Below are 26,858 nucleotides of genomic sequence, written 5' to 3' on the forward strand. Positions count from 1 at the left end.
ATTGTTAAAATTCCAATAATTTTAATTTAAACTGTATGGCAAAATTTTGCTTAAAATTAGAGGTGGTATAATATCCTACTCTATAAAATACGCCAAGATTAAAATAACTTGAAAGGAAGTTATTCCATTCCACACCTACTTCCTGATACAGGTGATCCAGCTTTCTGAATTTGAAATCATGATATTCCGGATGTTTCATATCTCCAATGGTTCCTCTAAGAACAAAATCAAAACTTGATACATTTTGTCCGATACTCTTCAGGTATAGCGGAAGCTTATGGGTGAAATAATAGGCAATAAATTTATCATTATAATACTTTCCTCCCTCTAATGTTGCAAATCCAAGGTAGGAGGTAAGGTTAAAATTAATATCTCTTCCCGGAGAAGCCAGTCCGTTCATCGTGAAATTTTTCCAGATCGGAGCTTCACCCAGAACGATCCCTCCATAGAGCCTTACACCGGTAGTTCCTAAAACCGTTTTAAAATTATGAACAAAAAGTGCATCAAAACGGGTATAATTAAAATCACCACCCAATACTTTGTAGCTCTGTTCATAATTGAAATAAAGTTCAGGGTACTTCTGATCAATAAGAGACTTGCCCTGTGGGGTCATAATATTGGTGGAATTAGGTGAGAACTTCAAAGTAAATAGTGTATTGAAGTTTTCAAACGAAGGACCACTGTTTCGGAACTGGTAATCAAACATAGCCTGCTCAAAATTTCTCCTTGCCGCAAAAACCAGGGTAAGTCCGTTAGTGATATCATTAAGATAAGACAAAGAAGCCCCGCGGAAATGGTAATACCTGTCATTATTAAGGTTATTTCCATAGTTCATCATTCTCATCTTAAAGTTCCAGAGTCTTCTGTAAAATTCCCCAGATGCAGTTACATCATTATAATATTCTATTCTGAAAAACGAATTCTTTTCCAGGGTTGTTTTCATGTCCAGGCCGATTCCGTACTTCCATTTATCATCTTTGAACCCATAGGCGAAATAATAATCCGGAGAAAAATAAGGATTAAAAGTTTCATTCAGTTTAGCTTTTAAGCCAAGCCTGAATCCCTCATAGAGGTTGTAGTTCACAATTTCATCTACCGCAAAGTCAACGATACCAACCCTTATCTGCCCATTGATAAGCCCTGTCAGTATTTTAGCTTTATTATCGATATTGTAGATCTTTCCAAGGCTGTCTATAGTTGTATAGGTATTTCTTTCCCTTTCCGTTAGCGAATCCGTTCTGTACTGGTCAAGAGATGTTCCATCCGCATTTTTTACAGAAAAGGTATATCCCTTAAAATCTTTGGAGTTTTCTTCAATAGGGGACTTGAAATCAAAATACCTTGAGGTAAGGAAAGCGTAGGTGCCAAAACTGTTTCTCCCTTTTTTTTCAGCGGTATCTTCAGAATGGTCTTTACTGTCGTCCTTTACGGCCATTTTACTCATTCGTAGTTTTACCTTTTCATGAGCAAGGAACCATTTGTTATTATAAAACACCCAGGTGCTGGTAATAATTCCGTCGTTTTTATTTTTACTGATGTTTTCGATCTTTTTAATACCATAGGTCTCGGTATCTATATAGATCGTTCCGTTGAACTTTCTTTTTTTGTCGGACTTTTTATAATTCACTTCACGGAAACGGATCACAAAGTTTTTCCGTCCGTCCAGCTCTAGGGTATCGGTAAGAAAATAACGGTATAAACCTCTGTTTTCCTGTTTAACCTGATTCGGAATTCGGTCCCTGTTACTTTGCTGGAGAGCAATCATTTCATAGATAGGTTGCTTAAGACCCGAAATCCTGTTATCTAAAATATTGATCTTTTCTCCATATTTTTTTGAATACAAAAACTCCTGAGCTCTTTCCCAAAGAAAAAGTTTGCTTTTTGAAAAGATCTTTTTAGCGGAAATATTGTTTAAAGAATCCTTCTCCCTTTTCTTTTTGAAGAAATTAGTATCGTTAAAAAACTGATTAAACTGAGTTATACTATCTTCGTCAATATCTAAAGATACTTTTTCATACGATTTATACGTGTATGAGCTCAGACTTTTGGGAGAGTTTTCTTTAAAATATTTATTAACCTTATTCAGAATCTCCAGGGCTCTCGGATCACTTTTATCCTGCAGGATGACGGTCTCAATAGCAGTGGTTTTTGAGGAAGTTTTAAGGAGTGATACCTCCATATTTTCTTCTACCAACGCAATTTCATTCTGATAATAATCTGCCCGGATTTCTATGCTGTTGCATTTGGTTTTGAATTCAAAAATTCCCCGGGAGTCTGTTTGTCCAAGGAGTTTATCATTACAGAAGATTTTAGCATTGAGGACAGGGTTTTTGTCTATCTCATCGATGACTTTGATTTTTGATTGCGAATAACCAAAAATACAAGTCCAGAAAAATATAATAAATAAAACCCTTTTCATGAAATAAATGTGAATCAAAATTAGTGATATTTCTTATCATGAAAAACTTTTATAAGCGTTATTGATATAATTTTCAATCTGTTGTTGCTTGGTTGTTTTAATAGAAATGCAAGTAAATTTGCTTATATAGATCAAGGCAAAATAAAAACTCCCAAAATTTTTGGAAGTTTTTATTGTTATTGTTAAAATATTGTTATTTAAATATTTAAGGCTTTCTGATAAGCATTTTCTAAACCGGCGAGGTTTTTTCCACCCGCAGTAGCAAAGCCCGGGTTTCCACCACCGCCACCTTGGATCTCTTTTGCCAGTTCCTTTACAATAGCTCCAGCCTGATAGCTAGAAGCCAGATCGTCAGAAACTCCTACGGTGATCATCGGTTTGTCATCAGCATTGGAAAGTACAATGGTTATCGATGTTGGGATTTCTTTTTTTAGCTGGAAGACAATGTCTTTTACAGAGCCTGCATCCAATGAGGTCTTCTTAACCAATAGCTGCTTATCTCCTTTTTGCTCATAAGCATTCTTCCAGTCTCCGATTTCTCCTTTTGCTTTTTCCTTCTTCAATGCTTCAACCTCAGATTTCAATGAGGCATTTTCTTCAATCAGCTTTTCAATAGATCGTACCACATCTTTTGACTTCAGCAGCTGAGAAAGCTCGGTGATCTGCTGTTCTATATTTTTGAAGTATTCGGCAGATTTATCTCCTGAAATTGCTTCAATTCTTCTGATCCCTGCAGCAGCAGAGTTTTCCGAAGTGATTTTAAAATGACCGATTTCGCTGGTGTTCTTAACATGGGTTCCACCACATAATTCCTTTGAACTTCCAAACTGGATCATTCTTACATTATCTCCGTATTTTTCACCAAACAAAGCCATAGCTCCTTTGTCTATAGCCTCCTGGATCGGAATATTTCTGAATTCCTGCAGAGCAATGCTGTCTTTGATCTTTTGGTTTACCTTTTCTTCGATCAAAGCAAGTTCTTCTTCCGTCATCTTATTGAAATGAGAGAAGTCGAAACGCAAATAATCAGGTCCTACATAAGAACCTTTCTGCTCCACATGAGTTCCCAGAACTTCTCTTAGTGCTTCATGCAGAAGGTGGGTAACCGAGTGATTGGCCTGAGAATTCTTCCTTTCCGTAGCATTTACTTTAGCATAGAAAACAGCTCCTGCATCTTCTGGAAGACCATTGATCAATGAAATGATCAATCCGTTTTCCTTTTTCGTTTCCAATACTTCAAAGCTTTCCGCAGCATTTTCCAGGACTCCTTTATCACCAACCTGTCCACCTCCTTCAGGGTAGAAAGGAGAGTTGCTAAGAACTACCTGATAGAATTCCCCGTCTTTATTTTCTACCTTTCTGTATCGGGTAATATAGGTTTCAGCTTCAAGCTGGTCATATCCTACAAAAGTTTCCGGCTTTTCTTCCAGAACCACCCAGTCATATACTTTAGAAGCAGAGTCTTTCTTAGAACGCTGTTTTTGTTTCTCCATTTCTGCCTGGAAACCCACCTCATCGATGGTCAATCCCTTTTCTTCCGCAATAATTCTTGTCAGATCATCCGGGAAACCATAAGTATCATACAGTTCAAAAACTTCTACAGAAGGCAGCACCTTCGAACCATCCGAAATGGTTTGCTGAATCAGTCTTTCAACGCGTACAAGACCGCTTTCAATAGTTTTTAAAAATGATTCTTCTTCGCTTTTGATAACCTCTGTAACAAGATTCCCCTGCTTTTCAAGCTCGGGGAAGAATGGTCCCATCTGATCTTTAAGAACAGCAACCAATTCGAAAAGGAAAGGTTCTTTCATTCCTAAAAAACGGTAAGAGTAAGAAATTGCTCTTCTTAAAATTCTTCTGATCACATACCCGGCTCCTCCGTTAGAAGGAAGCTGTCCGTCTGCAATAGCAAAAGAAACTGCTCTGATATGGTCTACCACCACGCGGATGGCAATATCTTTTTCATCTTCTAAAATTCCTGTGTATTTCTTGCCTGAAAGTTCCTCAACTTTAGCAATAAGTGGCGTGAAAACATCGGTGTCGTAATTCGAAGATTTACCTTGTAACGCCATACAAAGACGCTCAAATCCCATTCCGGTGTCTACATGCTGCTGCGGAAGTTTTTCCAAGCTTTTATCAGCCTTTCTGTTGAATTCCATGAAAACCAGGTTCCAGACCTCAACAACCTGCGGGTGATCATTATTCACCAGTTCAAGTCCGGAAATTTTTGCTTTTTCTTCAGGAGTTCTAAGGTCGATATGAATTTCAGAACAAGGTCCGCAAGGTCCGCTTTCCCCCATTTCCCAGAAATTATCTTTTTTATTTCCGTTAATGATCCTGTCTTCAGAAATATGGGTCTTCCAGAAGTCGTACGCATCCTGGTCCCTTTCCAGATTTTCAGATGCATCTCCCTCAAAAATGGTTACGTATAAATTTTCTTTCGGAATTCCGTATACTCCGGTTAACAATTCCCAGGCAAAAGCAATAGCATCTTTTTTAAAATAATCACCAAAAGACCAGTTCCCCAACATCTCGAACATCGTATGGTGGTAAGTATCTCTACCTACATCATCCAGGTCATTATGTTTTCCGGAAACCCTTAAACACTTTTGTGTGTCGGCAATCCTTGGAGCAGTAGGTGTTTTATAACCTAAGAAAAAATCTTTAAACTGCGTCATTCCTGAGTTGGAAAACATCAGGGTAGGATCGTCTTTCAGCACAATCGGTGCAGAAGGAACGATAAGGTGGTCTTTACTTTTAAAATAATCTAAAAATTTTTGACGTATCTCTTGTGATGTCATAAGTAATGTATTGCTTTGCTTTTTATGATAAGATGCAAATTTAATGTTTTTAGGTGATTTAGTTTCAATTTATTGATACTTTTGGAAACATTTGTGTCGATAATCTGAAACAGTTTTTAGAAGCTGTTTCCCGCTTTCCGTACTCGCTATTTTTCTTTGATAAGAAAAATGAGCTCAGACAAATACTACAATCGGGGCTAGAAAAAAGTACCTTAAAATAATTATACCAAAAACTAAGGAATTGTATGCTCTCTGCGGAACGGGAATTTTAGGCAGTATATTTTTTTGTGCTTTTCCGCTTAACTTACTATCTTCGTTATGATCTGAAATGATAAAAGCGTAATATGACGAAAAATGAAGTGCTGAAAAGCTGGGTAGAAATGTATTCCGGAGCCCTTTTAAAGAGAGCAATGTATCTTCTTTCAGATAAGGATGATGCTAGAGATATCGTTCAGGAAGTTTTTCTTTCAGCATTGTCATCTTATGATTCTTTTGAGGGAAAAAGCCAGCCTCTTACCTGGCTGATGACGATTCTCAACCGGAAAGTTGCCGATTTCTACCGTGGAAAGTACAAGTCTGAACCTCAGATCAGGCTGGATCATTTTTTTGATGAAACAGGATCCTGGAAAAATAGCCAGGTTCTGAATGACTGGGATATTTCTAATAAAGAACCTGAGCTTCTGGATGACCAGCAATTCAATAAAACTTTAGAAGATTGTATTGAAGAATTGCCCGTCCGATGGAAGATTCCTGTGAAAATGTACTACCTCCAGGAAAAAAAAGCTCCGGATGTGAGTCAGGAATTGGATATTTCCACGACTAATCTATGGAAGATTTTACAAAGAAGCAGAATGCAGTTGCGGGAGTGCCTGGATTTTAATTGGTTTGCAAAATCATAAATGTTGAACATGTTGAAAAAATTGATTCATTTGATATTTCTTCCATGCAGTGTAGCCACACTCCTTATGGAAAAGAAAAATGCAGGGTCTATTTCTCCGGAAGAAGACCGTAAGCTTACTATGCATCTGAAAATTTGCAAATGGTGCAGGGCTTATCAGAAAAAGCTCGCTATCCTTGATGAAATCATGAAGAAAACTTTTATAAAAAAGGAAAGTGATGAAATAAATGATTCTGATATTCAAGGTTTTAAAGATGATATGATTAAAAAGATAGATTTTTGATAAAAATTCTGTCAGGATTTTGAAGCCGTTCCGACTATACTTCTGAAAATAATAAAAGTAGTCATTCAAAATCTTAAAAAAATGAACGGAACAGCACAACTTACTAAAGAATCTATAACGTATAAGCTGGGATATTACATCTCATTATACGGAGCGGCACTTATCTTACTCTGGATTGGAATTTTCAAATTTACTCCAACCGAAGCACAAGGAATAAAAAGCCTGGTTGAAAACCATTTTCTCACCTTTTTCGTATATAATATAGCAAGCGTCCAAACGGTGTCAAATGCTATCGGAACGATAGAAATTATCATTGCACTATTGCTGATATTTAGTCCGAAATTTGTAGCTCTGAAGAAGTATGCGGGAATCGGAATGACAGTGACTTTCCTTGTTACTTTAAGCTATTTATTTACAACTCCGGGAATCTGGAAAATAGTGGATGGAGTTCCGGTAACAGATTTCTTTATTCTTAAAGATCTCATGCTTTTAGGATTTGGATTGATGATATATCAAAAAAAATAATAATGAATAAAAAGATAAAAATGAAAAGTATATTAATATTACTGGCAGTTGTTTTAGGTATTGCCGTATTTGCAAGAAGCTGTGGCGATTCAAAGAAATCGTCAGAAATAAAAAAAGAAAATGAGACCATTATGGACAGTAAAAATGTAAAAGAAGTTTATTTTGCAGGCGGATGTTTTTGGGGAACAGAGCACTTTTTCCAACAGATTCGCGGGGTTGTGGGAACTGAAGTAGGATACGCTAACGGAAACAAGACAAATCCTACCTATGAAGAAGTTGTAAGCCATACAACCGGCTTTGCAGAAACCGTAAAAGTGAAATATGATCCTGATCAGGTTGATTTGAAATTATTGATCGATCTGTATTTCAAAACCATTGATCCTACAAGTCTGAATCAACAGGGAAATGATAGGGGAGACCAGTACAGAACCGGAATTTACTCTACAGATAAGGCTACAGAAGCCATTGTGAAAGAAGAAGTACAAAAGCTGGCTAAAAATTACAGTAAGCCTGTGGTGGTAGAAACTATTCCACTGAAAAATTTCTACAGGGCGGAAGATTATCATCAGGATTATCTGGATAAAAATCCTGGAGGATACTGCCACATCGAACCGGGACTTTTTGAAATGGCTAAAAATGCCAATCCGCTTCCAAAAGCTAAGTACCAGAAACAGGATAAAAAGGTTTTAAAAGAAAAACTTACGGCTGAACAATACCGTGTAACGCAGGAAAATGCTACAGAAATGCCTTACCAGAATGAGTATGATAAAGAGTTTCGTGAAGGAATCTATGTAGATATTACAACAGGGGAGCCATTATTTGTGTCAACAGATAAATTCGAATCCGGTTGTGGATGGCCAAGTTTTTCCAAACCGATTACTAAAAATGTTATCGATGAAAAATTAGACAGGTCTGCGGGAATGACCAGAGTGGAAGTTCGTAGTAAGACTGGTGACGCTCATTTGGGACACGTCTTTACAGATGGCCCTAAAGATAAAGGAGGTTTACGTTACTGTATCAATAGTGCCTCTCTAAAGTTTATACCGAAGGCTGAAATGGAGAAGAAAGGATATGCTGAGTATCTTCCATTACTCGAGAAAAAATAATGTGTAAAGGTTGCTGAAAAGCAACCTTTTTTTATGAATATTTACTTTTTCTCCAGGCTTGATCTTAGCAGGTAATCCAATATCAATAACATTGAGATTGATCTCCTCAAACTTCCGGCTCCCATAATACCAAAACAATAATGGAATAAGTACAGCATTAATAAGTCACGGAAAGTAGTATATCTTTTTCATTATTGTCTTTTATTAAATTGAACGGTATCTTTAATGCTAAACATGGAGATATTTAAAAATAGTAAAAATCCAAAAATGATGTAAAATGAAGGCTTGGGTAATTGTGAAATTGAAGTTTCAAATTCGGAAAATTGTTGTGACGGATTGTTCTTCAAAGCGCTTTGCATTATTAATCCCGTCCCACATCTAAAAATATGGTCATCATCAATTTTTGTTATATTATGATCAATGTATTGATGAGGAACAAAAAAATGTCCTGTTTTGTTAAGGTCTAAGCAGTATGATAATTGTCCGCTGGATTCTATATCATTTAATAAAGATATAATGTCATCATATGTATTTTCGTCATTTAAAATAAATTCTATTCCAGATTCCTTGCGGTTTTCTTTTTGAAGCTGTTTAATGTCAGATATATAACGTTTGGAATTATCTCTTGCTGAATTAGGTTCTACTATAATTTTTTTATAATTCCAGTTTCGTACGGATTCGAAAGTTGCAGATTCATTTACTTTTTCTCCAGGCCTGATCTTAGCAGGTAATCCAATATCAATAACATTGAGATTGATCTCCTCAAACTTCCGGCTCCCATAATACCAAAACAATAATGGAATAATAACAGCGCTTATAAGCCCAGGGAAATAATATATTTTTTTCAAGCCTCGCATTTTTATAAAATTAAAAAAATATTCTGTACAAATAAAAAAAGTGATCCTCAATGAATCACTTTTTAATATTTTAATTTTCAAATCTTTTAATCATTCCATTAAAGAGACTACCAATCCCTTTTTCTCAAGATCCAGTATGATCCGAAGATAAAAAGTCCACTCCAAACAATACATGCGATTAAACTTTCTGTAGGGTAGGTGAATTCATATTTCAATCCCATCATTTTAGCCATATTTAATCTCAGCATAGGATTGGGAATCAGGTTAGACATGCTTTCCAAAGGAAGAAGATGGGTGATGAAGAAATCTTCTTTCATAATCTTGATTCTCTCCAGTTCCTGTGTTCCACGGACTTTTTGGAATACTTCGATGGCGGTTAAGATTCCTTCACCGATCCAATACACAAAGAATCCTAGAAATACAAACATGGATTTTCTGAGGAGTACCGAAAGAAACATTAAAAAACAGAAGAAAGTAAAAAGTTTTACAAAATAATTTCCGATAAAGAACATTTCTTTGAAGACCGATGCGGAGTCTGTTACCTTGGAGTAATTATATCCTAAGAAAAGGGTAATGACAAATACAATAAGGGTAGATACAACAGAAAAAATAGTTATCGTCAGTAGCTTAGATCCGATGAATTCTTTTCTGCTCAACCCATCAATGGTATTCTGCTTAAACATTCTGTTGCTGAACTCCTGTGAGATCGAAAAAACAATAATCAATCCAAGAAATATCTTTAGCAAGGCTACAATCCAGGTAGTGAAGTTCCAGATTTCCGGAAAATTATAAATCCCCTGTTCCTTTAGATTAATTGTTGCACCAAAGACATCCAGATCGACCAATCCGATGAAAAGAAGCGCCACTAAAATAGCAAAATACAATATGGTGAAAATTCTGAATGGTCTGTAATTCAGATTTTTGTGGTATTCGAGTTTTAATAATTTAAGCATTGGTATTCGTGTTTTTTACAAGTTCAAGGAATTGAGTTTCAAGCGATAATTTTTTCTTAGACAAGTGGGATAAGAAAATACCTTTTTCTGCCAGCTTCTGATTGAGTGCCGAAGCAGAAATGGAAGCGTCTTCACGAATCTGAGCTTTAATGATATCATTTTCGGTGTTTATAGAGCTGAACCATTGCAGTTCTTCAAGCGCATTTAAAAGTGCAGTATTGTTATCTGCCTTTAATTCAAAAAAACCTTTGTTGCTTGTAATTTCATCAACCCGCCCGCTGTAAATGGAATTCCCCTCCTTTAAAACAATAACATGGCTGCATATTTTTTCAATTTCGTCCAGAAGATGGCTGGCAATAATGATCGTAATTCCTTGTTTGGCAATATTGGAAATGATTTCCCTGATCTGGATAATGCCTTCAGGATCCAGTCCGTTTGTAGGTTCGTCCAGTATCATGACCTCAGGATTGTTCAGCATAGCGGAGGCGATCGCCAGTCGCTGTTTCATTCCAAGTGAGAACGTTTTAAATGGGTCTTTCTTCCTGTCCAGAAGATTTACAGTCTTCAGAACTTCATCAATACGCTGGTAGGAAGCTCCTTTAATTTCGGCAACAATCTTTAAGTTGGTTTCGGCGCTCAGATATGGATAGAAGTTCGGTTGCTCAATAATAGCCCCGATTTTTTTTAAAGTATCGGAATCTGTGCCCTTTTTTCCGAACCAGTACCAGTCGCCACTGGTGGGATTTATGGTGGAAAGCAACATTCCGAATGTAGTGGATTTCCCACTTCCATTAGGGCCAAGAAGTCCGTAAACGTTCCCTTTTTCTACATCAAAAGAGATATTGTTTACAACGGTTCGTTTGAATTTTTTTGTTAAATTCTTTACTGACAAAACTTTTTCCATGTAATTTGTTTTACATAGTAGTAGTCTTTGTTTTTAACAGAATGTTACAATATTTACTTAAATTGTCTGATCTTGTATGAGATTAAAATATTAAATTTGGTAGTATAATTCGTGAATATGAAGTTAATTGAGCTTGCAAAAGAATTAAATATTTCCGTAGAGGCAATCAAGCAATTTATCCAGGATTTTGACCTGGAACTTGGAGTATGTATGAGTACCAATTTTGAGATCAAAGATGATTTTGAAAAGTTTGCCCGCGAGAATGTAGATTTTTTAAGGACCTACGAAAAAGATCTTGATCAGAATAAAACCCTTGAGCAAATTGCAGAGACGATCAATCAGCCTAAAGAAAAGATAGAAAAAGCAATTCAGGACAGCACTCCTAATATTTTTGATAACGGAATATTCCGTTCTTCAATTTCCAGTTACGGAATAGATAATAAGCTGGGTGGAAATTATCAGTTTGTTTATAACTATTTTGGACATAAGACCAGTCTTCAACACCGGGATTTCATAGGTTACCGGGATTTGTTCTTTTATATTTCCAGTGTCTTGGAGCCTTTTTTAAATAAGCAACAGATAAAAGACTGGGGGATCAATAAACCAGCGGGGATCATTCTTTACGGACCTCCGGGAAGTGGTAAGATTTTCTGGGCCAACAAAATTGCAGAGATCATCAATTATCAGTTTAAGGAAGTTAAAAAACATTATCTGGGAACATCATTAATCGATGGGAATAAAACAAATTTTAATGATTTTCTCATAAAGATGATGACGGAGGATAAGGTGCTTCTTTTTATGGATGATTTTGATGAAATCATGATGGAAAGAAGTGCAGAGAACAATGTGGCATCCTGCAATCTTGAAACGCAGGAGATCATTCTTCATTACATCGGAAAATTTGCAAAAGAAGACGTAGTGATGGTGGGATCTGCCAAGTCCGTATCGGAGATTGATGAGGAGATTCTGGCGCCGGGAAGATTCGATGTAATGATTCCTGTTTTTCCTCCTAATGTTGCAGAGCGTTCGGAAATTATCCTGTACGGAATGACGAAAGGGCTGGAAAGCGATTCTTTGCTCTATAAGATCCTTAAAAATAACAAAGCAGATAAAGTACCTTTCTGGAATGGAAGTGCATCCAAAATGAAGGCTTTCAGCAATACCATGCTCATGGATTTTACACAAAGTCTGAAGAAGAGGATAAAAAATCTTTACCAGCGAACAAAAAATGAAAAACTTGTAATTGACGATGTCCTTTTAAATGGAGCCCTGAGAGATGCAGCAGGCAAACTTACAGAAGAATACCTGCAACAGGTCGAACAATTTTTAAATGACGCAATTATCAATAATTTTGATGATTTTCAATACAGGATTAAATCCTTACGAACCGAACTCGAAACCTATAAAGTGGTAGAAGAACCTGCGCGGGCAATAGGTTTTCATCACAATGGTGAAGAGGAGGGAGGAAAAGACAAAGGCTAATTACTCATCACCGATGAACAGCATCTGGGAACTCGAAACCTTTTACCGGAGAAGGGATGTTATTATTATTATTATTATTATTATTATTATTATTATTATTATTATTATTATTATTATTATTATTATTGGAGCAGGGTTTACCGGGCTTTGGACAGCTATATCCATTAAAGAAAAATATCCTGACCTATCTGTTTTAATTATTGAAAGAAATCCGATTCCGCTGGGCGCTTCAACAAGAAATGCCGGCTTTGCCTGCTTTGGGAGCCTGACGGAAATTATTGCCGATCAGGGAAAAATGGGATGGGACAAGACCTTGGAATTGATTAAGATGAGGTTTGAAGGGCTTCTGAAAATTCAGAAGTATTTTAAGAATTCAGAAATTGATTTTGATTTGAGTAGGGGCTTTGAAATCCTGAATAATGAATCACCTTTAGAAAATATGGAAGAAGTGAATGAAAAAATGAAGCTCATAACAGGAATTTCAGCCACTTATTCTTTACAACAAGATAAAATCAAAGCATTTGGGTTGGGAAAATCGGACTTTCTGATTGAAAATCCATGTGAAGGGAGTCTCCATTCAGGAAAGCTCTTACAAAAGCTTCTTGAGAAATGTCAGGACCTGAAAGTTGAATTCCTTTTTGGAACACCGGTTACGGATGTAATTGAGGAAAACACCGGAATGGAAGTCAGGTTGTCTGAAGATTTGTCTGTTCATGCAGAGCAGGTTATTTACTGTACCAATGCTTTTAGCTCCCAATTTTTAGAAAATGAAGAAATCATTCCTGCCAGAGGTCAGATTTTAGTTACGGAACCCGTTCAAAATTTAAAATTAAAAGGAACTTTCCATTACGACGAGGGATTTTATTATTTCAGAAATGTAGGAAACAGGGTGCTGTTGGGAGGCGGGAGAAACCAGGATTTTAAGACTGAAGAAACCCGTGATTTTCAGACTACTGAATTTTTACAGAATCATCTGGAAAATTTTTTGAAAGAGGTAATTCTGCCTGATCATGATTTTAAAATTGACCTTCGATGGTCGGGGATCATGGCAATGGGTTCAGAAAAAACTCCCATTGTAAAACAGGTATCGGAAAGACAGTTTTGTGCTGTAAGACTCTCCGGGATGGGCGTTGCACTGGCCCCAAAAATTGGAGAGATCGTTGCGGATAAGATCAATTAAATGTGTTATGAAATATAGATATACGAATCTTTTTGCTGTATTAACGGTTCCTCTTATTTTTTTGTCAGTTTTCTTTGCAGGAGCGGGTCATGGAAATTATGCGCTGATCACAGTTATTTTTCCACTTTGCTTTTTAGGAATTATATTACCGGATAATATATCCATGTATTTTCTGGTATTTGGTATACTTCAATTTGCCATCTATGGAAATATTATTGATAGGTTTGGAGGTAAGAAGAGTTTGCCATTTATATTAGCAGCACATTTTTTATTTATAATTATTGGCTTTATGGCTACAAATAATAGCTTATTCTGATTAATATATATTTCCATTGAGTCAAAAAATATTATTGATCTTGTTCAACATTAACTCAGGAAAAAATGATTGCTGATCAGCTATCGCTCTTTGCTCAAAATTTTATCCTTATTTTTGCAAAAAATAAAATTTCGTGATTAACAACGACCATATAAAAGATGTTCAATCCAGAATTGAAGATCTCCATAAATATCTTCAGATTGAAAAGAAGAAAATAGAAATTTCTAATGACGACGAGAAAACGGCTGCTCCTGAATTTTGGGATCATCCGAAAGAGGCGGAGGCATTCTTAAAGCAGCTTCGTTCTAAAAAAAGATGGGTGGAAGATTACCAGGAAATTGCTACTCAGTTTGAGGATTTGCAGGTTTTAATGGAATTTGCCAAAGAAGATCCTGATTCTGAAAAAGAGCTGGATGAGACATTTCCAAAACTAGTAGAAAAAATAGAAGACCTTGAATTTAAAAATATGCTTTCCAACGAAGGAGATGAGCTTTCAGCCGTTATACAGATCACGGCAGGGGCTGGAGGTACGGAAAGTTGTGACTGGGCTGCAATGCTGATGAGAATGTACACAATGTGGGCAGAAAAGCAAGGATATAAAATTCGGGAGCTGAATTATCAGGAAGGAGACGTTGCCGGTGTAAAAACGGTGACCCTGGAAATGGATGGAGAATACGCTTTCGGGTACCTTAAAGGAGAGAATGGTGTTCACAGGCTCGTAAGAATTTCACCTTTTGACAGTAATGCCAAAAGACATACAAGCTTTGTTTCCGTGTATGTTTATCCATTGGTAGATGATACTATTGAAATTAATATAAACCCTGCGGACATTTCATTTGAAACCATGCGAAGTTCAGGAGCCGGAGGACAGAACGTTAACAAGGTGGAAACAGCGGTGCGTCTCCGTCACGCGCCTACCGGGATCATTATCGAAAACTCGGAATCAAGATCGCAGCTGCAGAATAAGGAAAAGGCAATGCAATTGCTTCGTTCCAGATTATATGAAATGGAGCTTGAAGAAAGAATGAAAGCCCGAAACGAGATTGAATCCAATAAGATGAAAATCGAGTGGGGAAGTCAGATAAGGAACTATGTGATGCATCCTTACAAACTGGTAAAAGATGTACGTTCTGGTTATGAGACTTCAGACGTAGATTCGGTAATGAACGGAAATCTTACGCCATTCCTGAAAGCTTTTCTCATGGCCGATGGAACCGCGGTTTCTGACGATGATTTAGACCTGTAAAAATTATTCTGGTTTTTTAGTTAAAATCTTATAATTAATTTCTTAATCAGACTTTTTAGACTTATTTTTGTTACTTATCAATATGTATGGAAGATTTCAATAGCTGGAAAGATTTATTAAACCCGGAGTTTTATATTAAAATGGGAGGGTTTTGGCTGATTCTGTTTATTATTTTTGCTGAAACTGGTCTTTTTGTAGGATTTTTTTTACCAGGAGACTCTTTATTGTTTGTTTCAGGAATTTATGCTGTTGAAATTATCAAAGAGACATTTGGCTCTACAGGGAGCGATCTTCTTGATACTACCATCCTTGCCACTGCTGTAGCATTTGCTGCTGTTGTAGGTAATGAAGTGGGATATTACTTTGGGGTGAAGGCAGGTCCTGCACTTTATAAAAAACAAGATACCTTTTTGTTTAAGAAAAAATACCTGTACCAGGCTCATGATTTTTTTGAAAAGCATGGAGCTTTAGCCGTTATCATGGCAAGATTTTTACCTGTAGTAAGAACGTTTACTCCTATCGTTGCGGGAATTGTGAAAATGGACAAAAAAGAGTTCCTCAGAGACAATATCATCGGAGCAGTGCTATGGTCGTTCATCCTGATCTTTGCGGGTCACTATCTGGATAAATTATTCCAGGAACAATTTGGTATCAATCTTAAAGAAAAGCTCGAACTGATCATTATTGTGATCGTTCTGATCACTACACTTCCGATCATTATTAAATTTCTTTTTGGTAAGAAAGTGGATCACAGTAAATACGAAGATAATTCACCTAAATAAAGAGATGTGAATTGTAAAATATAATAACCTGCTTTATGCAGGTTATTTTTTATCCATTCCAGGATATTAGGGTAGATGATACTGTCTCTTTTTCGTTTGCTGAAAAATCTTGGGGCATGTCCTGTATTTTTCATGAAAACCAGTTTACGGGTAATATTCCGGCTTGCTAAAGCCGAATCCAGCGCGAGCCCCTGGCTTTTATTAACCAGAAAATCCTGATTTCCCTGAAAGATCAGCGTAGGGACATTTGTAATATTGGCAATCGGGCTTGCTATTTTAAATTCCTCAGACAGGTTGTGACGGTTAAATCTGGTTCCTACCACCTTTTGTAAAGTAGGTGAGGTATATTTCGAGTAAAATGAGTGTAAAAATTCCGGAGAATAAAAATCAGTAGGACCGCTTAAAGAAATGATCTTTTTGATCTGATCCGGATGCTGGTAACCATAAAGTAAAGCCAAATGTCCACCCGCACTTTCTCCCAGGATAATATAGTTATCAGGTTGGAGTTCCGCTTTCCCCGCTAAAGAATTAAATTTTTCAATTACCGAGCTGATATCCTCCAACTGCTCCCTGTAAGTAATTTTTTTAGATTTTGAAACGAGCCTGTAATTGATATTGATGCTGGGAATATTATTTTTAAAAAGCATTTTTTGGATCTGGATCATATGTTCTTTTCTGCCATACTTCCAGGCCCCTCCATGTACAATAAGAACAACAGGGGATTCTTTAGCATATTCGGACGGAAGGAAAATATCCATCTTCTGTCTTTTATGCTCACCGTATTTTAAATTGTAAATTTTCTGCTGATTGTTATTCCCCACCCAAACTCTGAATCTTGAATTACATGAATTTAATAAAAAGCCGATACATCCTAAAATAAAAAAATGATATCTGAGTATGAGCTTTTTCATAAATCAAATGTAAGAAAAATATGATGATTCTGGGTTAAGGCAGGGCTGTTTTCAAGATCCGGTGCTATCATGTTTATTGGATGCTTCTAAATTTTCAGCGTACTTGTATAATGAATTGTTGTATCGGGGTAAATGCCGGGATAAAGCTTTTAACGCTAGGGACAATGCCTCTTTACTCTCTCCGGCTGAGTACAATGAAAGTGCAAGAAAAGAATCCACAGCATCATCAAGCTCATCAGACTCATTTATTTTTTCTTCTCTGAGGATCCGAATGCTCTCATCGATTTTTCCATTGTTTCTCAGTGTACTTGCAAGCTGAATTCTGGCCCTTCTTCTGCGCAAACCCGATAAGCCATGGTGTAAGGCTGAACGATACAATGGTTCAGCTTCTTTTTCATTTCCTGTTGAATCAAATGCACAAGCCATTTCAAAATCAGCAATTGCTTTTTTATCCGTTAGATGCTGAACATGATCTTTGATCCGCTGGATAAAATCTTCATTGCTTATTTTCCCTAATTGCTGCCAGATGGATTGCAGTTGTTTTTCCCAGATTTCAGTTTCGTCCATATTGTTAAGGATTTTATACCCTGGCAAATATGAGAAGAATTGTGAGGTTTATTATTAAGTTCAATAAAAAAAATAGATGATACGATCACAAGGCTTCTTATGATTTATGAATTTTTTCTTTGTTAAATTGATTTTAAAAGAAAATGAGATATAGAATTAAATAGTTATTTTTGTTGTTAAATAATAAATTACATATGGCTTCCGGTTTTTTTGCAATTTTAGATGATCTCGCTGCTCTTATGGATGATGTGGCTGTAACCAGTAAGATAGCAACTCAGAAAACTGCAGGGATTTTGGGAGATGACCTGGCGGTAAATGCCGAAAAGGCTACAGGTTTCATTTCATCACGGGAGATACCTGTGTTATGGGCAATTACCAAAGGTTCTTTTATTAATAAGCTAATTATTCTGCCGATCGCGTTTTTACTACACTGGCTGTATAAGCCTGCAATAGAAATCATTCTTATTTTAGGAGGTTTTTACCTTGCATTCGAGGGAGTTGAAAAAATCATTGAGTTTTTATTTCATCGGGATAAAAAAGGACATGAAGTCATAGAAGAAAGCACAAAAAATGAAGATGATGAAAATTCAGAAAAATCGAAAATTAAATCAGCAATTACCACAGATTTTATTCTTTCAATCGAAATTGTAATTATCGCTCTTGGAACTGTTCTTGAAGAACAACATCCTCTACTGACACAAATCATTACGGTAAGTTTGGTTTCTTTCCTGGCAACCATAGGAGTGTATGGTATTGTGGCTTTAATTGTAAGGATGGATGATGCCGGCTTTAAGCTGATCAGAAAGAGTAATGATAAAGGCTTTTTCTCCAAACTGGGGCATTTACTGGTGAAAGCATTACCTATTATTATTAAAATGCTGGCAATCGTGGGAACAATAGCCCTCATTTTGGTTTCCGGAGGAATTTTTGTTCATAATATAGCGTATCTTCATCATTTTCTCCCTGACTGGCCATCAGTACTTAAAGAGTTTACGTTTGGAATGATAGGGGGCTTACTTGCCGTGGCACTTTTTACATTAGGCAAAAAAATATATACTCTGGCAACCCGTAAATAGATGTATGCAGGTTCTCTTTTAAAAATAGACAGCAAGACGATTGACTTATCATTCTTGTTTACGCTGTATCATGTTTACGGCTCATGAGGAATCTGTCCATTGATATATTGAAAATTGTCCTTGCATTTTTTGTTGTCTTCCTGCACATGCATTTATTTCAGGATACCCGTCCTGTACTTGGTTTCGTACTTGTTAACGGGGTTTTCAGAATGGCGGTGCCCACATTTTTAATCATTACGGGATATTATTTTTATTACGTAGACAATACACAAAAGCTTAAAAAGTGGCTGGTAAGGACATTTTTGCTTTACCTGATCTGGTCGCTGGTTTATATTCCCTTCTGGAAAAAAGAAGATATATTCATAAACATTCTATTTGGATATCATCACTTATGGTATTTGATAGGAACTTTTTTTTCAGCGATTATTTTATTTTTAATCAGGAAGAAACCGGTAAGGTTTATGCTAGCGCTTATTGTTTTATTATTCAGTATAGGCTACGCGTTACAGACGATAGGAAATCTCCATTATTTTGGGGGGCAAAAAGATAAATTAATCAATCTTTATCCGTCTTACAGGAACTTTCTCCTGGTATGCTTTCCTTTTTTAACAATAGGATATCTGATCAATAAGCTTAACCTTGATATGAGATACAGGCCTTCACTGATCACAGTTATTGCTTTGACCGGGCTTGTGATTTCAGAGTCTTTTTACAATTTTATCATGATCAGTTCTACAGAAAATATTGACCTGTTGTTTTCTTTATTATTAGCCTGCCCGCTGGTATTTATCTACTGCAAAAATGTGTCTGTAATGATAGATACTAAAATTCTTGCCAGCTTATCCACTGCAATCTATGTGATACATCCTCTGATTATGAAATGGACACTTGGTTTATATTATCCGTTCGAAATGTTGATTTTCGTGATAACATTACTGACTGCCAGTTTTATTCTTGTATTGGCTAACCGCAAACTGAAATATCTTTTGTAATGGCTTAAAAAGTTTGATCATCTATGGTCTTAGGTGAGAAAATATAAATTCCGGAACATTAAAACAGAACGCCAATAAAAAAGAGACCTTGCAGGCCTCTTTTTATATTTTAGTTGAAAAGATCTTTTACTTTATCAAAGAATGTCTTCTCCTTTCCGGATGGTTCTGCAACCATTTCTCCGCTGGACATCTGTTTTTCAAAGAAATCTTTCTGATCTTTCGTTAATTTTTGTGGAGTCCATACATTAATGTGTATAAACATATCTCCTTTTCCATAACTGTCAATGCTAGGAAGGCCTTTTCCGGCCAGTCTCAGGATTTTTCCTGATTGCGTACCGGGATCTACAGTGATTTTTACCTTTCCACCTACCGTAGGAACTTCTTTTTTGGTTCCTAATGCAGCTTCTGCAAATGAAATATATAACTCCTGATGAAGATTGTCTCCTTCTCTTTTGATTGTTTTATCTACTTCTTCCTCTACGATAACAAGCAGATCTCCCGGAACTCCTCCGAAAGGAGCGTCGTTACCTTTTCCTCTTACATTAAGCTGGATTCCGTCTCTTGCTCCTGCAGGAATATTGATGGTAATTTCCTCCTCATCTTTTATAAGTCCCTGTGCATTTGCACCTGCCGGGATTTTATCGGCAACTTTTCCGATACCCTGACAAGTTCCGCATGTAGCCTGTGTCTGCATTTGTCCGAACATGGTGTTCATTACTTTCACCTGAACTCCGGAACCATTACAGGTAGGACACGTTTTAGAAGTGGCACCTTCTGCCATCTTCATTTTTTTTACTTTAAGAGTCTTTTGGGTACCGTTTACCATTTCCTCAAGATTCAGCTTGATGCGGATTCTTAAATTAGAACCTTTTACCTGCTGACGTCCGCCACCACCGAATCCGCCGCCGCCAAAATGACCACCGAAAATATCTCCAAACTGGCTGAAAATATCCTCCATATTCATTCCGCCGCCAAATCCACCGCCGAATCCGCCGTTTCCACCTACACCTGCATGACCGAACTGATCGTATCTTGCACGTTTCTGATCGTCGCTCAATACTTCATAAGCTTCGGCAGCTTCTTTAAATTTTTCTTCAGCCTCTTTATCTCCCGGATTTTTATCAGGGTGATATTTGATGGCCATTTTACGGTATGATTTTTTTATTTCTTCGGTTGAAGCAGATTTGCTTATCTCAAGAACCTCGTAATAATCTCTTTTTGACATGACAATTGTATAATTGATTTCAGATAAATGACAAAAGATGTGTAGAGCATATATGGGGTTTTATCACCTGATATTGCTCACCATTTATCACTTATTAATATTAGTTTCCTGTTACTACTTTAGCAAAACGGATTACCTTATCTCCTAAAGTATATCCTGTTTCGATTACATCTACGATTTTACCTTTTAAATCATCAGATGGAGCAGGAATCTGAGTAATTGCCTCGTGAAGGTCCACATTAAAAGAATCTCCGGCTTTTACTTCCATTGATTTCAACCCCTTCTCTGTAAGTTTATTTTTGAATTTCTGATAGATAAGTTCTACACCCTGCAGATCCGCCGGATTTCCGTTTTTAGCGATTTCTTTTAATGCTCTTTCAAAATCATCCAGTACTCCAAGCATAGAAACCATCATGTCCTGATTAGCATATTGGAAGAACTCCATCTTTTCTTTGGAAGTTCTCTTTTTATAATTTTCGAACTCAGCATAAAGACGAATATAACGGTCTTTCTCTTCTGCCAAAAGTTCTTCCGCAGTCGGAGTATTTGTCACATTTTGTTCAGAAGCATTTTCGTTCTGAATGTTGTCTTCTTGTTGCTTATTGATGTTTTCTTCGTTGATATCCTGATTTTCCATATTCAATAACTATTTTAAAGAGTTGTTTGTCAAAGATTCTGCCAAATAGCAAATATGGACATTAAGGCAGAAAAATTATTCTCCGGAAAATGTTTGATACAACAAATAAAGATTCAGGACAATGATAATGGCTGAGATAACCCAGACACAGATTTTCATGAAAGGCTTATTGACGAAATCGCCCATTTTGGCTTTGTCATTAGTAAACATTACGAGTGGAACTACAGCAAAGCTCAGCTGCATGGATAAGATAACCTGGCTTAAAACCAGAAGGTCTGTTGTCCCTTTTTCTCCGTACAGAATCGCAACAATTAAAGCAGGAATAACCGCGATAAGTCTGGTTATCAATCTTCTTAACCAGGGTTTTAATCTGATATTCAGAAAACCTTCCATTACAATTTGTCCGGCCAGTGTCCCTGTTAATGTAGAATTCTGACCTGAGGCGAGCAAAGCGATCGCAAATGCTATACTTGCCATAGAAGCACCCAGGATTGGGGTCAGCATTTTATAAGCATCATGGATATCTGCAACATGTTTATTTCCTGTGATATGGAAGGTAGCTGCTGCCAGTATTAAAATTGCTCCGTTGATGAAAAAAGCAAGCATTAAGGAGATCGTACTATCTAAAGTGGCAAATTTTATAGCTTCTTTTTTACCTGCGTTATCCCGTGTATAATCCCTCGTCTGTACAATACTGCTGTGTAAATAGAGATTGTGGGGCATTACCGTAGCTCCCAGGATTCCTATTGCAATATAGAGCATAGCAGGATTCTGAATAATTTCTTTTTGCGGAACAAGACCTCCCAATATTTCATTAACGGCCGGTTTTGAAATAACGATTTCATAAATGAAACATGCGAGAATAATAAAAATAAGTCCTCCTACAATACTTTCGATCCATCTGAATCCTTTAGCCTGGAGCAAAAGGATAAGTAAAACATCTATTGTGGTTATTACGATTCCCCAGGTAAGGGGAATATGAAAAAGCAGGTTGAGTGCGATCGCAGATCCTATAACTTCTGCGAGATCACAGGCGGCAATGGCAATCTCACACAGGATCCACAAGATAAAATTGGTAGTCGGGCTAAAGTGGTCCCTGCAGGCTTGTGCAAGGTCTCTCTCTGTAGCTACTCCCAGCTTTACTGATAAATGCTGTAAAACCATTGCGAAAATGTTGGAAATAAGTATAACGGAAAGCAGGGTGTAGCCAAATTGAGCTCCTCCCGCGATATCGGTAGCCCAATTTCCGGGGTCCATGTATCCCACTGCAATCATTAAACCGGGACCTGCAAACGCAAGGTATTTCCTCCAGAAAGAACCGTTTTTAGGTACTTTAATGGATGAGTATACTTCTGGTAATGAGTGGAGTGTTTTATCTTTTCGCCAAGCGCCTTTTGTAAAATTCATAAATGTTAGAAATGACTAACAAATTTAATTAAATAAATGTAAATAGAAAATATATAATAAAAAAATCCCGAAAAAACTTTCGGGATCTTATACGTAGTATTTATTTTAAAAGATTATTTCGCAAATCTTATTGCCATTTTTCTGTCTTTGGCTCTTTCAGCGTCAGAAGCTTTTGCGTCTACCGTTGCAAATTTACTTCCATAACCTTCTGCACCTAATACCTGACCACCTAGATTTTGTTTGCCTAACCATTCTTTGATAAAGTTAGCTCTTGCAGTAGAAAGTTTTACATTAGAAGCTTCATTACCTGTTTTGTCAGTATATCCTCCTATTTTAATTTTAGCATCAGGATAAGCTTTTAAAATAGCTGCAAGGTTTTCCAATTGTCCCTGAGAACCTGCTTCCAGTTCTGTAGCGCTTCCTAATTTAAAATTCACATGATCGAAATCGTACCAAGTGTCTTTTAATGCATTATCATCTGCTGCATTTTTGTAGCCGTCAGATTTTAAGAATGCAATCATTCTGTCTTCCATTCCGCCTTTGTACCCTTTAAGCGCTGTACCGTTCAAGTCGATATTTTCGTCAACTTTCGTGGTTGTAGCTGCAGGCGCTGCTGCTGTATCAGATGGAGATACTGCCGTAGCCGTATCAGAGTGTGCTCCTGTAGAATCTGCGCCCATTGTAGTGGTAGTCGTTTCTTTTTTCTCACACTGCTTCCATAAGAAGTATCCTGCAGCAATCAATAGCAGAAGAGGTAATAACCATTTCCAGATAGAACCACCTCCGTCATTTCTGTCCGGGTTGGTACCTGTTGGAGTTGTACTTCTTGTTACTTCAATTTTTGGTTCCTCCTGTACCGGCGTTTTTATGGCGTCGTTATCATTATCAAATTTATATCCTTTAGCCCAGTCACCAATATTTAATGATGCTAAAGAAAGTCCGGCAGGCAGTAAAGTAGAAACAATTCCTTTTTGATCATTCAGTAGCCCTGAAATTCCTGATGCATCCAGATTATTGTCTGCAGCATACTTTCCTATAGTACCTACTGTAGCTCCTGTTACCATATTCAGCAAAGAGCTGGAAGAATTATTACTAATTCCGGCAAAGCTGGCGATGGAATTTACCAAGCCACTCAGTTTATCTCCAAAAATGGACGTCAATAAACCTGAAATCATAGAATTATTAGAAGAGCCTCCTAATAAATTACTTAAAATTCCATTAGATGAAGCACTAGTGATTGCATCTAAAACTCCAGGATTATTAGCATTATTAGCTAATCCGCCAACAACGGCAGGCAATAAACCTCCAATTGCTTTTGAAATACCAGACTCACTTTCTCCAAGCTGTGAAGCCGCCTGAGAAACTAAAGCGGGACCCAATTGTCCTTTAATTAAATCAATAACGTTTAAAGACATAATAAATATTTTTTAGATTAATGTTGACATAAAATTAAACAAAAATCTGTCCAAATGTCATATTTTTTAAATATTTATTTGATTTTCAACGTTTTTTTTGCAAATGATTAAAATTATTAATATGCTTTAGCGAACAGTACGCGTCTCTTAGAAGGCTTTCCGGAGATTAATGAAACACCTTCTTCAATATCATCATCCAAAGGGATACATCTGATGGTCGCTTTCGTTTCTTCCTTGATTTGTTCTTCTTCTTCAGCGGTACCATCCCAATGTGCATAGATGAATCCTCCTTTTTCTTCCAGAACTTTTTTAAATTCTTCGTAAGAATCCACTTTAGTCATATTTTCTTCTCTGAAATTAAGAGCTTTGGTGTAAAGATCTTTCTGGATGGTTTTTAATAATTGATCGATATGGGAATCCAATCCTTCAATAGAAACCGTTTCTTTGGTCAGGTTATCCCTTCTTGCAATTTCAACCGATTTATTTTCCAGATCTTTTGGTCCGATTGCAATTCTCACAGGAACACCTTTTAATTCATATTCAGCAAATTTCCAGCCTGGCTTGTTTTGGGTGTCATTATCAAATTTCACCGAAATACCTTTAGCTCTAAGCTTTGTCTGAATGTCTAAAGCAACCTCACTGATTTGGCTCAGTTGTTCTTCTCCTTTGAAGATCGGAACAATAACCACTTGTATTGGAGCTAAAGTTGGAGGCAATACCAATCCGAAATCGTCAGAGTGTGTCATGATCAACGCTCCCATTAATCGGGTAGAAGTTCCCCATGATGTAGCCCATGCGTGTTCTATTTTTCCTTCTTTGTTGGTGAATTTCACATCAAAAGCTTTTGCGAAATTCTGGCCCAAAAAGTGAGAAGTACCAGCCTGAAGAGCTTTTCCATCCTGCATCAATGCCTCAATACAATAGGTTTCATCCGCTCCCGCAAACCTTTCGGAAGGGGTCTTTAATCCCTGGACTACAGGCATTGCCATAAAGTTCTCTGCAAAATCTGCATACACTTTATTCATCTTTTCTGCTTCTTCTATGGCCTCATCTTTGGTTGCATGAGCCGTGTGACCTTCCTGCCATAAGAATTCAGAGGTTCTCAGGAATAGACGGGTTCTCATTTCCCAACGAACAACATTCGCCCACTGATTGATCAATATCGGTAGATCTCTGTATGATTGGATCCAGCTTTTATAAGTATTCCAGATAATAGCTTCCGAGGTAGGACGAACGATAAGTTCCTCCTCCAGCTTGGCATCAGGGTCTACTATCAGCTTGTGAGGATTATCCGGATCGGTTTTTAATCTGTAATGGGTAACAACGGCGCATTCTTTTGCAAAACCTTCTGCATTTTTCTCCTCAGCTTCGAACAGACTTTTGGGTACAAAAAGCGGGAAATAAGCATTAACGTGACCTGTTTCTTTGAATTTTCTATCCATTTCATCACGCATTTTTTCCCAGATCGCATATCCGTATGGTTTTATAACCATACTTCCACGTACTCCGGAGTTTTCTGCCAGATCTGCTTTTACAACTAACTCGTTATACCACTTGCTGTAATCTTCGCTCCTTGAGGTTAATTTTGCCATTGTTTTTTTTAATTTTTTTTAACTTTTTAACATTATTGTTATCTAAAAATAAAAATCTATTTTTGATAGATTTTTTTACCGATGTTTGGTACATTTTTGGTACACATTGCAAATATAATTTAAATTAAAAATCTTTACGTTATCATGAAAAAAAATATACATAAAAATTTATTTGGTATGCTAAAATCCAAAGGTATTTTAGCCATATCAAGTGGATTGTTATTAATGTCTTGTGGTGCACAGATGGGAGGGTACAGCGAGACAGACGGGGTCTATTATGATCCCAATAAAGATACGTTGCCAGAAGGAGTGATCATTAATGGCGGAAACAGGGTTGGAGAATACTATGATTACTATCAGGATGCAAACAATACCAATCTTATTCAGAATGCGGAAACCAACTCCAAAGATCAGGATAACAAATACAGCACATGGGGAGGCGATTCATGGAATAATACCGCAACAGATTCTGATTGGGGCGCTTTTGCCGGATCTCAGACCAACTATTACGACAACTCATGGGGTTCACCATGGGGCTGGGGTGGATGGTATGGAGGCTATAGCCCATATTGGGGCTGGAACAGAGGCTGGGGCTTCGGAATGTCCTTCGGCTGGGGCTGGGGCGGCTCATGGGGCTGGGGTGGTTACCCTTACTGGGGCTGGAACTATGGAGGATTTTATGATCCTTTCTGGGGCTGGGGCGGCGGCTACTATGGAAACCCATATTGGGGCTGGGGTGGCGGTTACTGGGGTAATGGATATTACAACAGACCGGCTTACAGGAGAAGTGGTGCTGACGGAAGACTTGGATATGGTTTAAGCGGATATAACGGAAGTAACGGATCAGTATACAGAAACAACATTAATAACTCTGCATTCAGAAACAATTCTGCAGGTTCAGGATTCAGAAACAATACGAATGGTTCAGGGTTCAGAAATAACAATGGTGGTTTCAGAAACGGAACAATGACTAATGGTAACAATTCCGGATTCAGAGGCAACAATAACAGTGGTTTCAGAAATAATAATTCAGGATATCGTAATCCTAATATGAATACTCAGCCAAGACCTAATTACGACAGCCAGCCAAGATACAGAAATGATAGTGGTTTCAGATCAAATGACAACGGTGGCTTCAGATCCGGAGGATTCAACTCTGGTGGCGGAGGTGGTTTCCGTGGCGGTTCCGGTGGAGGCGGCGGTGGATTTAGATCCGGCGGCGGAGGCGGCTTCAGATCAGGAGGCAGATAATTTTTAAACATAATAACTAACTATTCAAATAAT

Annotated in this window: 24 protein-coding genes; 12 read left to right on the forward strand and 12 right to left on the reverse strand. The window is 37.3% G+C overall.

Annotation, left to right across the window (positions count from 1 at the left end):
• Positions 1–4: 4 nt before the first annotated feature.
• Together MTQ00_RS00550 and alaS are read right to left on the reverse strand one after the other, a co-directional pair.
• Complete coding sequence (locus MTQ00_RS00550) at positions 5–2,419, reverse strand: hypothetical protein (RefSeq protein ID WP_273647320.1); 2,415 nt, start codon at positions 2,417–2,419, stop codon at positions 5–7.
• Positions 2,420–2,616: 197 nt separating this feature from the next.
• Complete coding sequence (gene alaS, locus MTQ00_RS00555) at positions 2,617–5,220, reverse strand: alanine--tRNA ligase (RefSeq protein ID WP_273647321.1); 2,604 nt, start codon at positions 5,218–5,220, stop codon at positions 2,617–2,619.
• 344 nt (positions 5,221–5,564) lie between these two features.
• On the opposite strand from alaS, the gene MTQ00_RS00560 reads away from it, so the two are divergent.
• From MTQ00_RS00560 to msrB, 4 genes are all read left to right on the forward strand, one after another.
• A complete protein-coding gene (locus MTQ00_RS00560) occupies positions 5,565–6,119 on the forward strand; it encodes a sigma-70 family RNA polymerase sigma factor (RefSeq protein ID WP_273647322.1) in 555 nt (184 codons plus the stop codon).
• A 9-nt stretch (positions 6,120–6,128) separates the two neighbouring features.
• Entirely contained in the window at positions 6,129–6,401 is a 273-nt protein-coding gene (locus tag MTQ00_RS00565; RefSeq protein WP_172277076.1) for a hypothetical protein, read from the forward strand.
• Between the two features lie 81 nt (positions 6,402–6,482).
• Positions 6,483–6,926: a DUF417 family protein gene (locus tag MTQ00_RS00570; RefSeq protein ID WP_172277079.1), complete on the forward strand. Its 444-nt coding sequence runs from the start codon at positions 6,483–6,485 to the stop codon at positions 6,924–6,926.
• 20 nt (positions 6,927–6,946) lie between these two features.
• The gene (gene msrB, locus MTQ00_RS00575; RefSeq protein ID WP_273647323.1) at positions 6,947–8,032 is read left to right on the forward strand and encodes a peptide-methionine (R)-S-oxide reductase MsrB; all 1,086 of its coding nucleotides are present in this window, start codon (positions 6,947–6,949) and stop codon (positions 8,030–8,032) included.
• A gap of 191 nt (positions 8,033–8,223) precedes the next feature.
• Here the strand turns inward: msrB and MTQ00_RS00580 are convergent, their stop codons facing one another.
• From MTQ00_RS00580 to MTQ00_RS00590, 3 genes are read right to left on the reverse strand one after another with little or no spacing between them, the layout of a single operon-like run.
• The gene (locus tag MTQ00_RS00580; protein WP_273647324.1) at positions 8,224–8,970 is read right to left on the reverse strand and encodes a hypothetical protein; all 747 of its coding nucleotides are present in this window, start codon (positions 8,968–8,970) and stop codon (positions 8,224–8,226) included.
• A gap of 26 nt (positions 8,971–8,996) precedes the next feature.
• Positions 8,997–9,842 (reverse strand): ABC transporter permease, encoded by an 846-nt coding sequence (locus MTQ00_RS00585; RefSeq protein ID WP_273647325.1) that lies wholly within the window; start codon positions 9,840–9,842, stop codon positions 8,997–8,999.
• Positions 9,835–10,746 (reverse strand): ABC transporter ATP-binding protein, encoded by a 912-nt coding sequence (locus tag MTQ00_RS00590; protein WP_273647326.1) that lies wholly within the window; start codon positions 10,744–10,746, stop codon positions 9,835–9,837. The genes MTQ00_RS00585 and MTQ00_RS00590 overlap by 8 nt, the downstream gene beginning before the upstream one ends.
• A gap of 117 nt (positions 10,747–10,863) precedes the next feature.
• On the opposite strand from MTQ00_RS00590, the gene MTQ00_RS00595 reads away from it, so the two are divergent.
• The 5 genes from MTQ00_RS00595 (at position 10,864) to MTQ00_RS00615 (ending at position 15,752) form a co-directional block, all read left to right on the forward strand.
• Positions 10,864–12,228, forward strand: coding sequence for an AAA family ATPase (locus MTQ00_RS00595; RefSeq protein ID WP_273647327.1), 1,365 nt, complete (start codon positions 10,864–10,866; stop codon positions 12,226–12,228).
• Complete coding sequence (locus MTQ00_RS00600; RefSeq protein ID WP_273647328.1) at positions 12,194–13,408, forward strand: NAD(P)/FAD-dependent oxidoreductase; 1,215 nt, start codon at positions 12,194–12,196, stop codon at positions 13,406–13,408. The genes MTQ00_RS00595 and MTQ00_RS00600 overlap by 35 nt, the downstream gene beginning before the upstream one ends.
• 7 nt (positions 13,409–13,415) lie before the next feature.
• The gene (locus MTQ00_RS00605) at positions 13,416–13,724 is read left to right on the forward strand and encodes a hypothetical protein (RefSeq protein ID WP_273647329.1); all 309 of its coding nucleotides are present in this window, start codon (positions 13,416–13,418) and stop codon (positions 13,722–13,724) included.
• Between the two features lie 133 nt (positions 13,725–13,857).
• Positions 13,858–14,970 carry a peptide chain release factor 2 gene (gene prfB / locus MTQ00_RS00610; protein ID WP_172277100.1) on the forward strand — a complete coding sequence of 371 codons (1,113 nt, stop codon included), beginning with the start codon at positions 13,858–13,860 and terminating at the stop codon, positions 14,968–14,970.
• A gap of 86 nt (positions 14,971–15,056) precedes the next feature.
• Positions 15,057–15,752, forward strand: coding sequence for a DedA family protein (locus tag MTQ00_RS00615; RefSeq protein ID WP_273647330.1), 696 nt, complete (start codon positions 15,057–15,059; stop codon positions 15,750–15,752).
• On the opposite strand, the gene MTQ00_RS00620 is transcribed toward MTQ00_RS00615, so the two are convergent.
• Both MTQ00_RS00620 and MTQ00_RS00625 read right to left on the reverse strand, forming a co-directional pair.
• Positions 15,719–16,663, reverse strand: coding sequence for an alpha/beta hydrolase (locus MTQ00_RS00620; protein ID WP_273647331.1), 945 nt, complete (start codon positions 16,661–16,663; stop codon positions 15,719–15,721). The genes MTQ00_RS00615 and MTQ00_RS00620 overlap by 34 nt on opposite strands.
• 51 nt (positions 16,664–16,714) lie before the next feature.
• On the reverse strand, positions 16,715–17,230 hold the full coding sequence (locus MTQ00_RS00625; RefSeq protein WP_273647332.1) for a tetratricopeptide repeat protein: 516 nt from the start codon (positions 17,228–17,230) through the stop codon (positions 16,715–16,717).
• A 194-nt stretch (positions 17,231–17,424) separates the two neighbouring features.
• Here MTQ00_RS00625 and MTQ00_RS00630 point away from each other — a divergent pair, with 194 nt between their 5' ends.
• Together MTQ00_RS00630 and MTQ00_RS00635 are read left to right on the forward strand one after the other, a co-directional pair.
• Complete coding sequence (locus MTQ00_RS00630) at positions 17,425–18,306, forward strand: DUF808 domain-containing protein (protein WP_172277112.1); 882 nt, start codon at positions 17,425–17,427, stop codon at positions 18,304–18,306.
• Positions 18,307–18,389: 83 nt separating this feature from the next.
• Positions 18,390–19,298 (forward strand): acyltransferase family protein, encoded by a 909-nt coding sequence (locus MTQ00_RS00635; protein ID WP_273647333.1) that lies wholly within the window; start codon positions 18,390–18,392, stop codon positions 19,296–19,298.
• A 109-nt stretch (positions 19,299–19,407) separates the two neighbouring features.
• On the opposite strand, the gene dnaJ is transcribed toward MTQ00_RS00635, so the two are convergent.
• From dnaJ to proS, 5 genes are all read right to left on the reverse strand, one after another.
• Complete coding sequence (gene dnaJ, locus MTQ00_RS00640) at positions 19,408–20,523, reverse strand: molecular chaperone DnaJ (protein WP_172277118.1); 1,116 nt, start codon at positions 20,521–20,523, stop codon at positions 19,408–19,410.
• Between the two features lie 100 nt (positions 20,524–20,623).
• Positions 20,624–21,160, reverse strand: a complete 537-nt coding sequence (locus tag MTQ00_RS00645) for a nucleotide exchange factor GrpE (protein WP_172277121.1) — start codon at positions 21,158–21,160, stop codon at positions 20,624–20,626.
• Between the two features lie 75 nt (positions 21,161–21,235).
• On the reverse strand, positions 21,236–22,567 hold the full coding sequence (locus MTQ00_RS00650; RefSeq protein WP_172277124.1) for an Nramp family divalent metal transporter: 1,332 nt from the start codon (positions 22,565–22,567) through the stop codon (positions 21,236–21,238).
• A 113-nt stretch (positions 22,568–22,680) separates the two neighbouring features.
• A complete protein-coding gene (locus MTQ00_RS00655) occupies positions 22,681–23,982 on the reverse strand; it encodes an OmpA family protein (protein ID WP_273647334.1) in 1,302 nt (433 codons plus the stop codon).
• A 116-nt stretch (positions 23,983–24,098) separates the two neighbouring features.
• A complete protein-coding gene (gene proS, locus MTQ00_RS00660; RefSeq protein WP_273647335.1) occupies positions 24,099–25,574 on the reverse strand; it encodes a proline--tRNA ligase in 1,476 nt (491 codons plus the stop codon).
• 177 nt (positions 25,575–25,751) lie between these two features.
• Here proS and MTQ00_RS00665 point away from each other — a divergent pair, with 177 nt between their 5' ends.
• Positions 25,752–26,825, forward strand: a complete 1,074-nt coding sequence (locus MTQ00_RS00665) for a prolyl-tRNA synthetase (protein WP_273647336.1) — start codon at positions 25,752–25,754, stop codon at positions 26,823–26,825.
• Positions 26,826–26,858 lie beyond the last annotated feature (33 nt).

The organism is Chryseobacterium sp. B21-037 (assembly GCF_028570785.1).
GTDB lineage: Bacteria > Bacteroidota > Bacteroidia > Flavobacteriales > Weeksellaceae > Chryseobacterium > Chryseobacterium proteolyticum.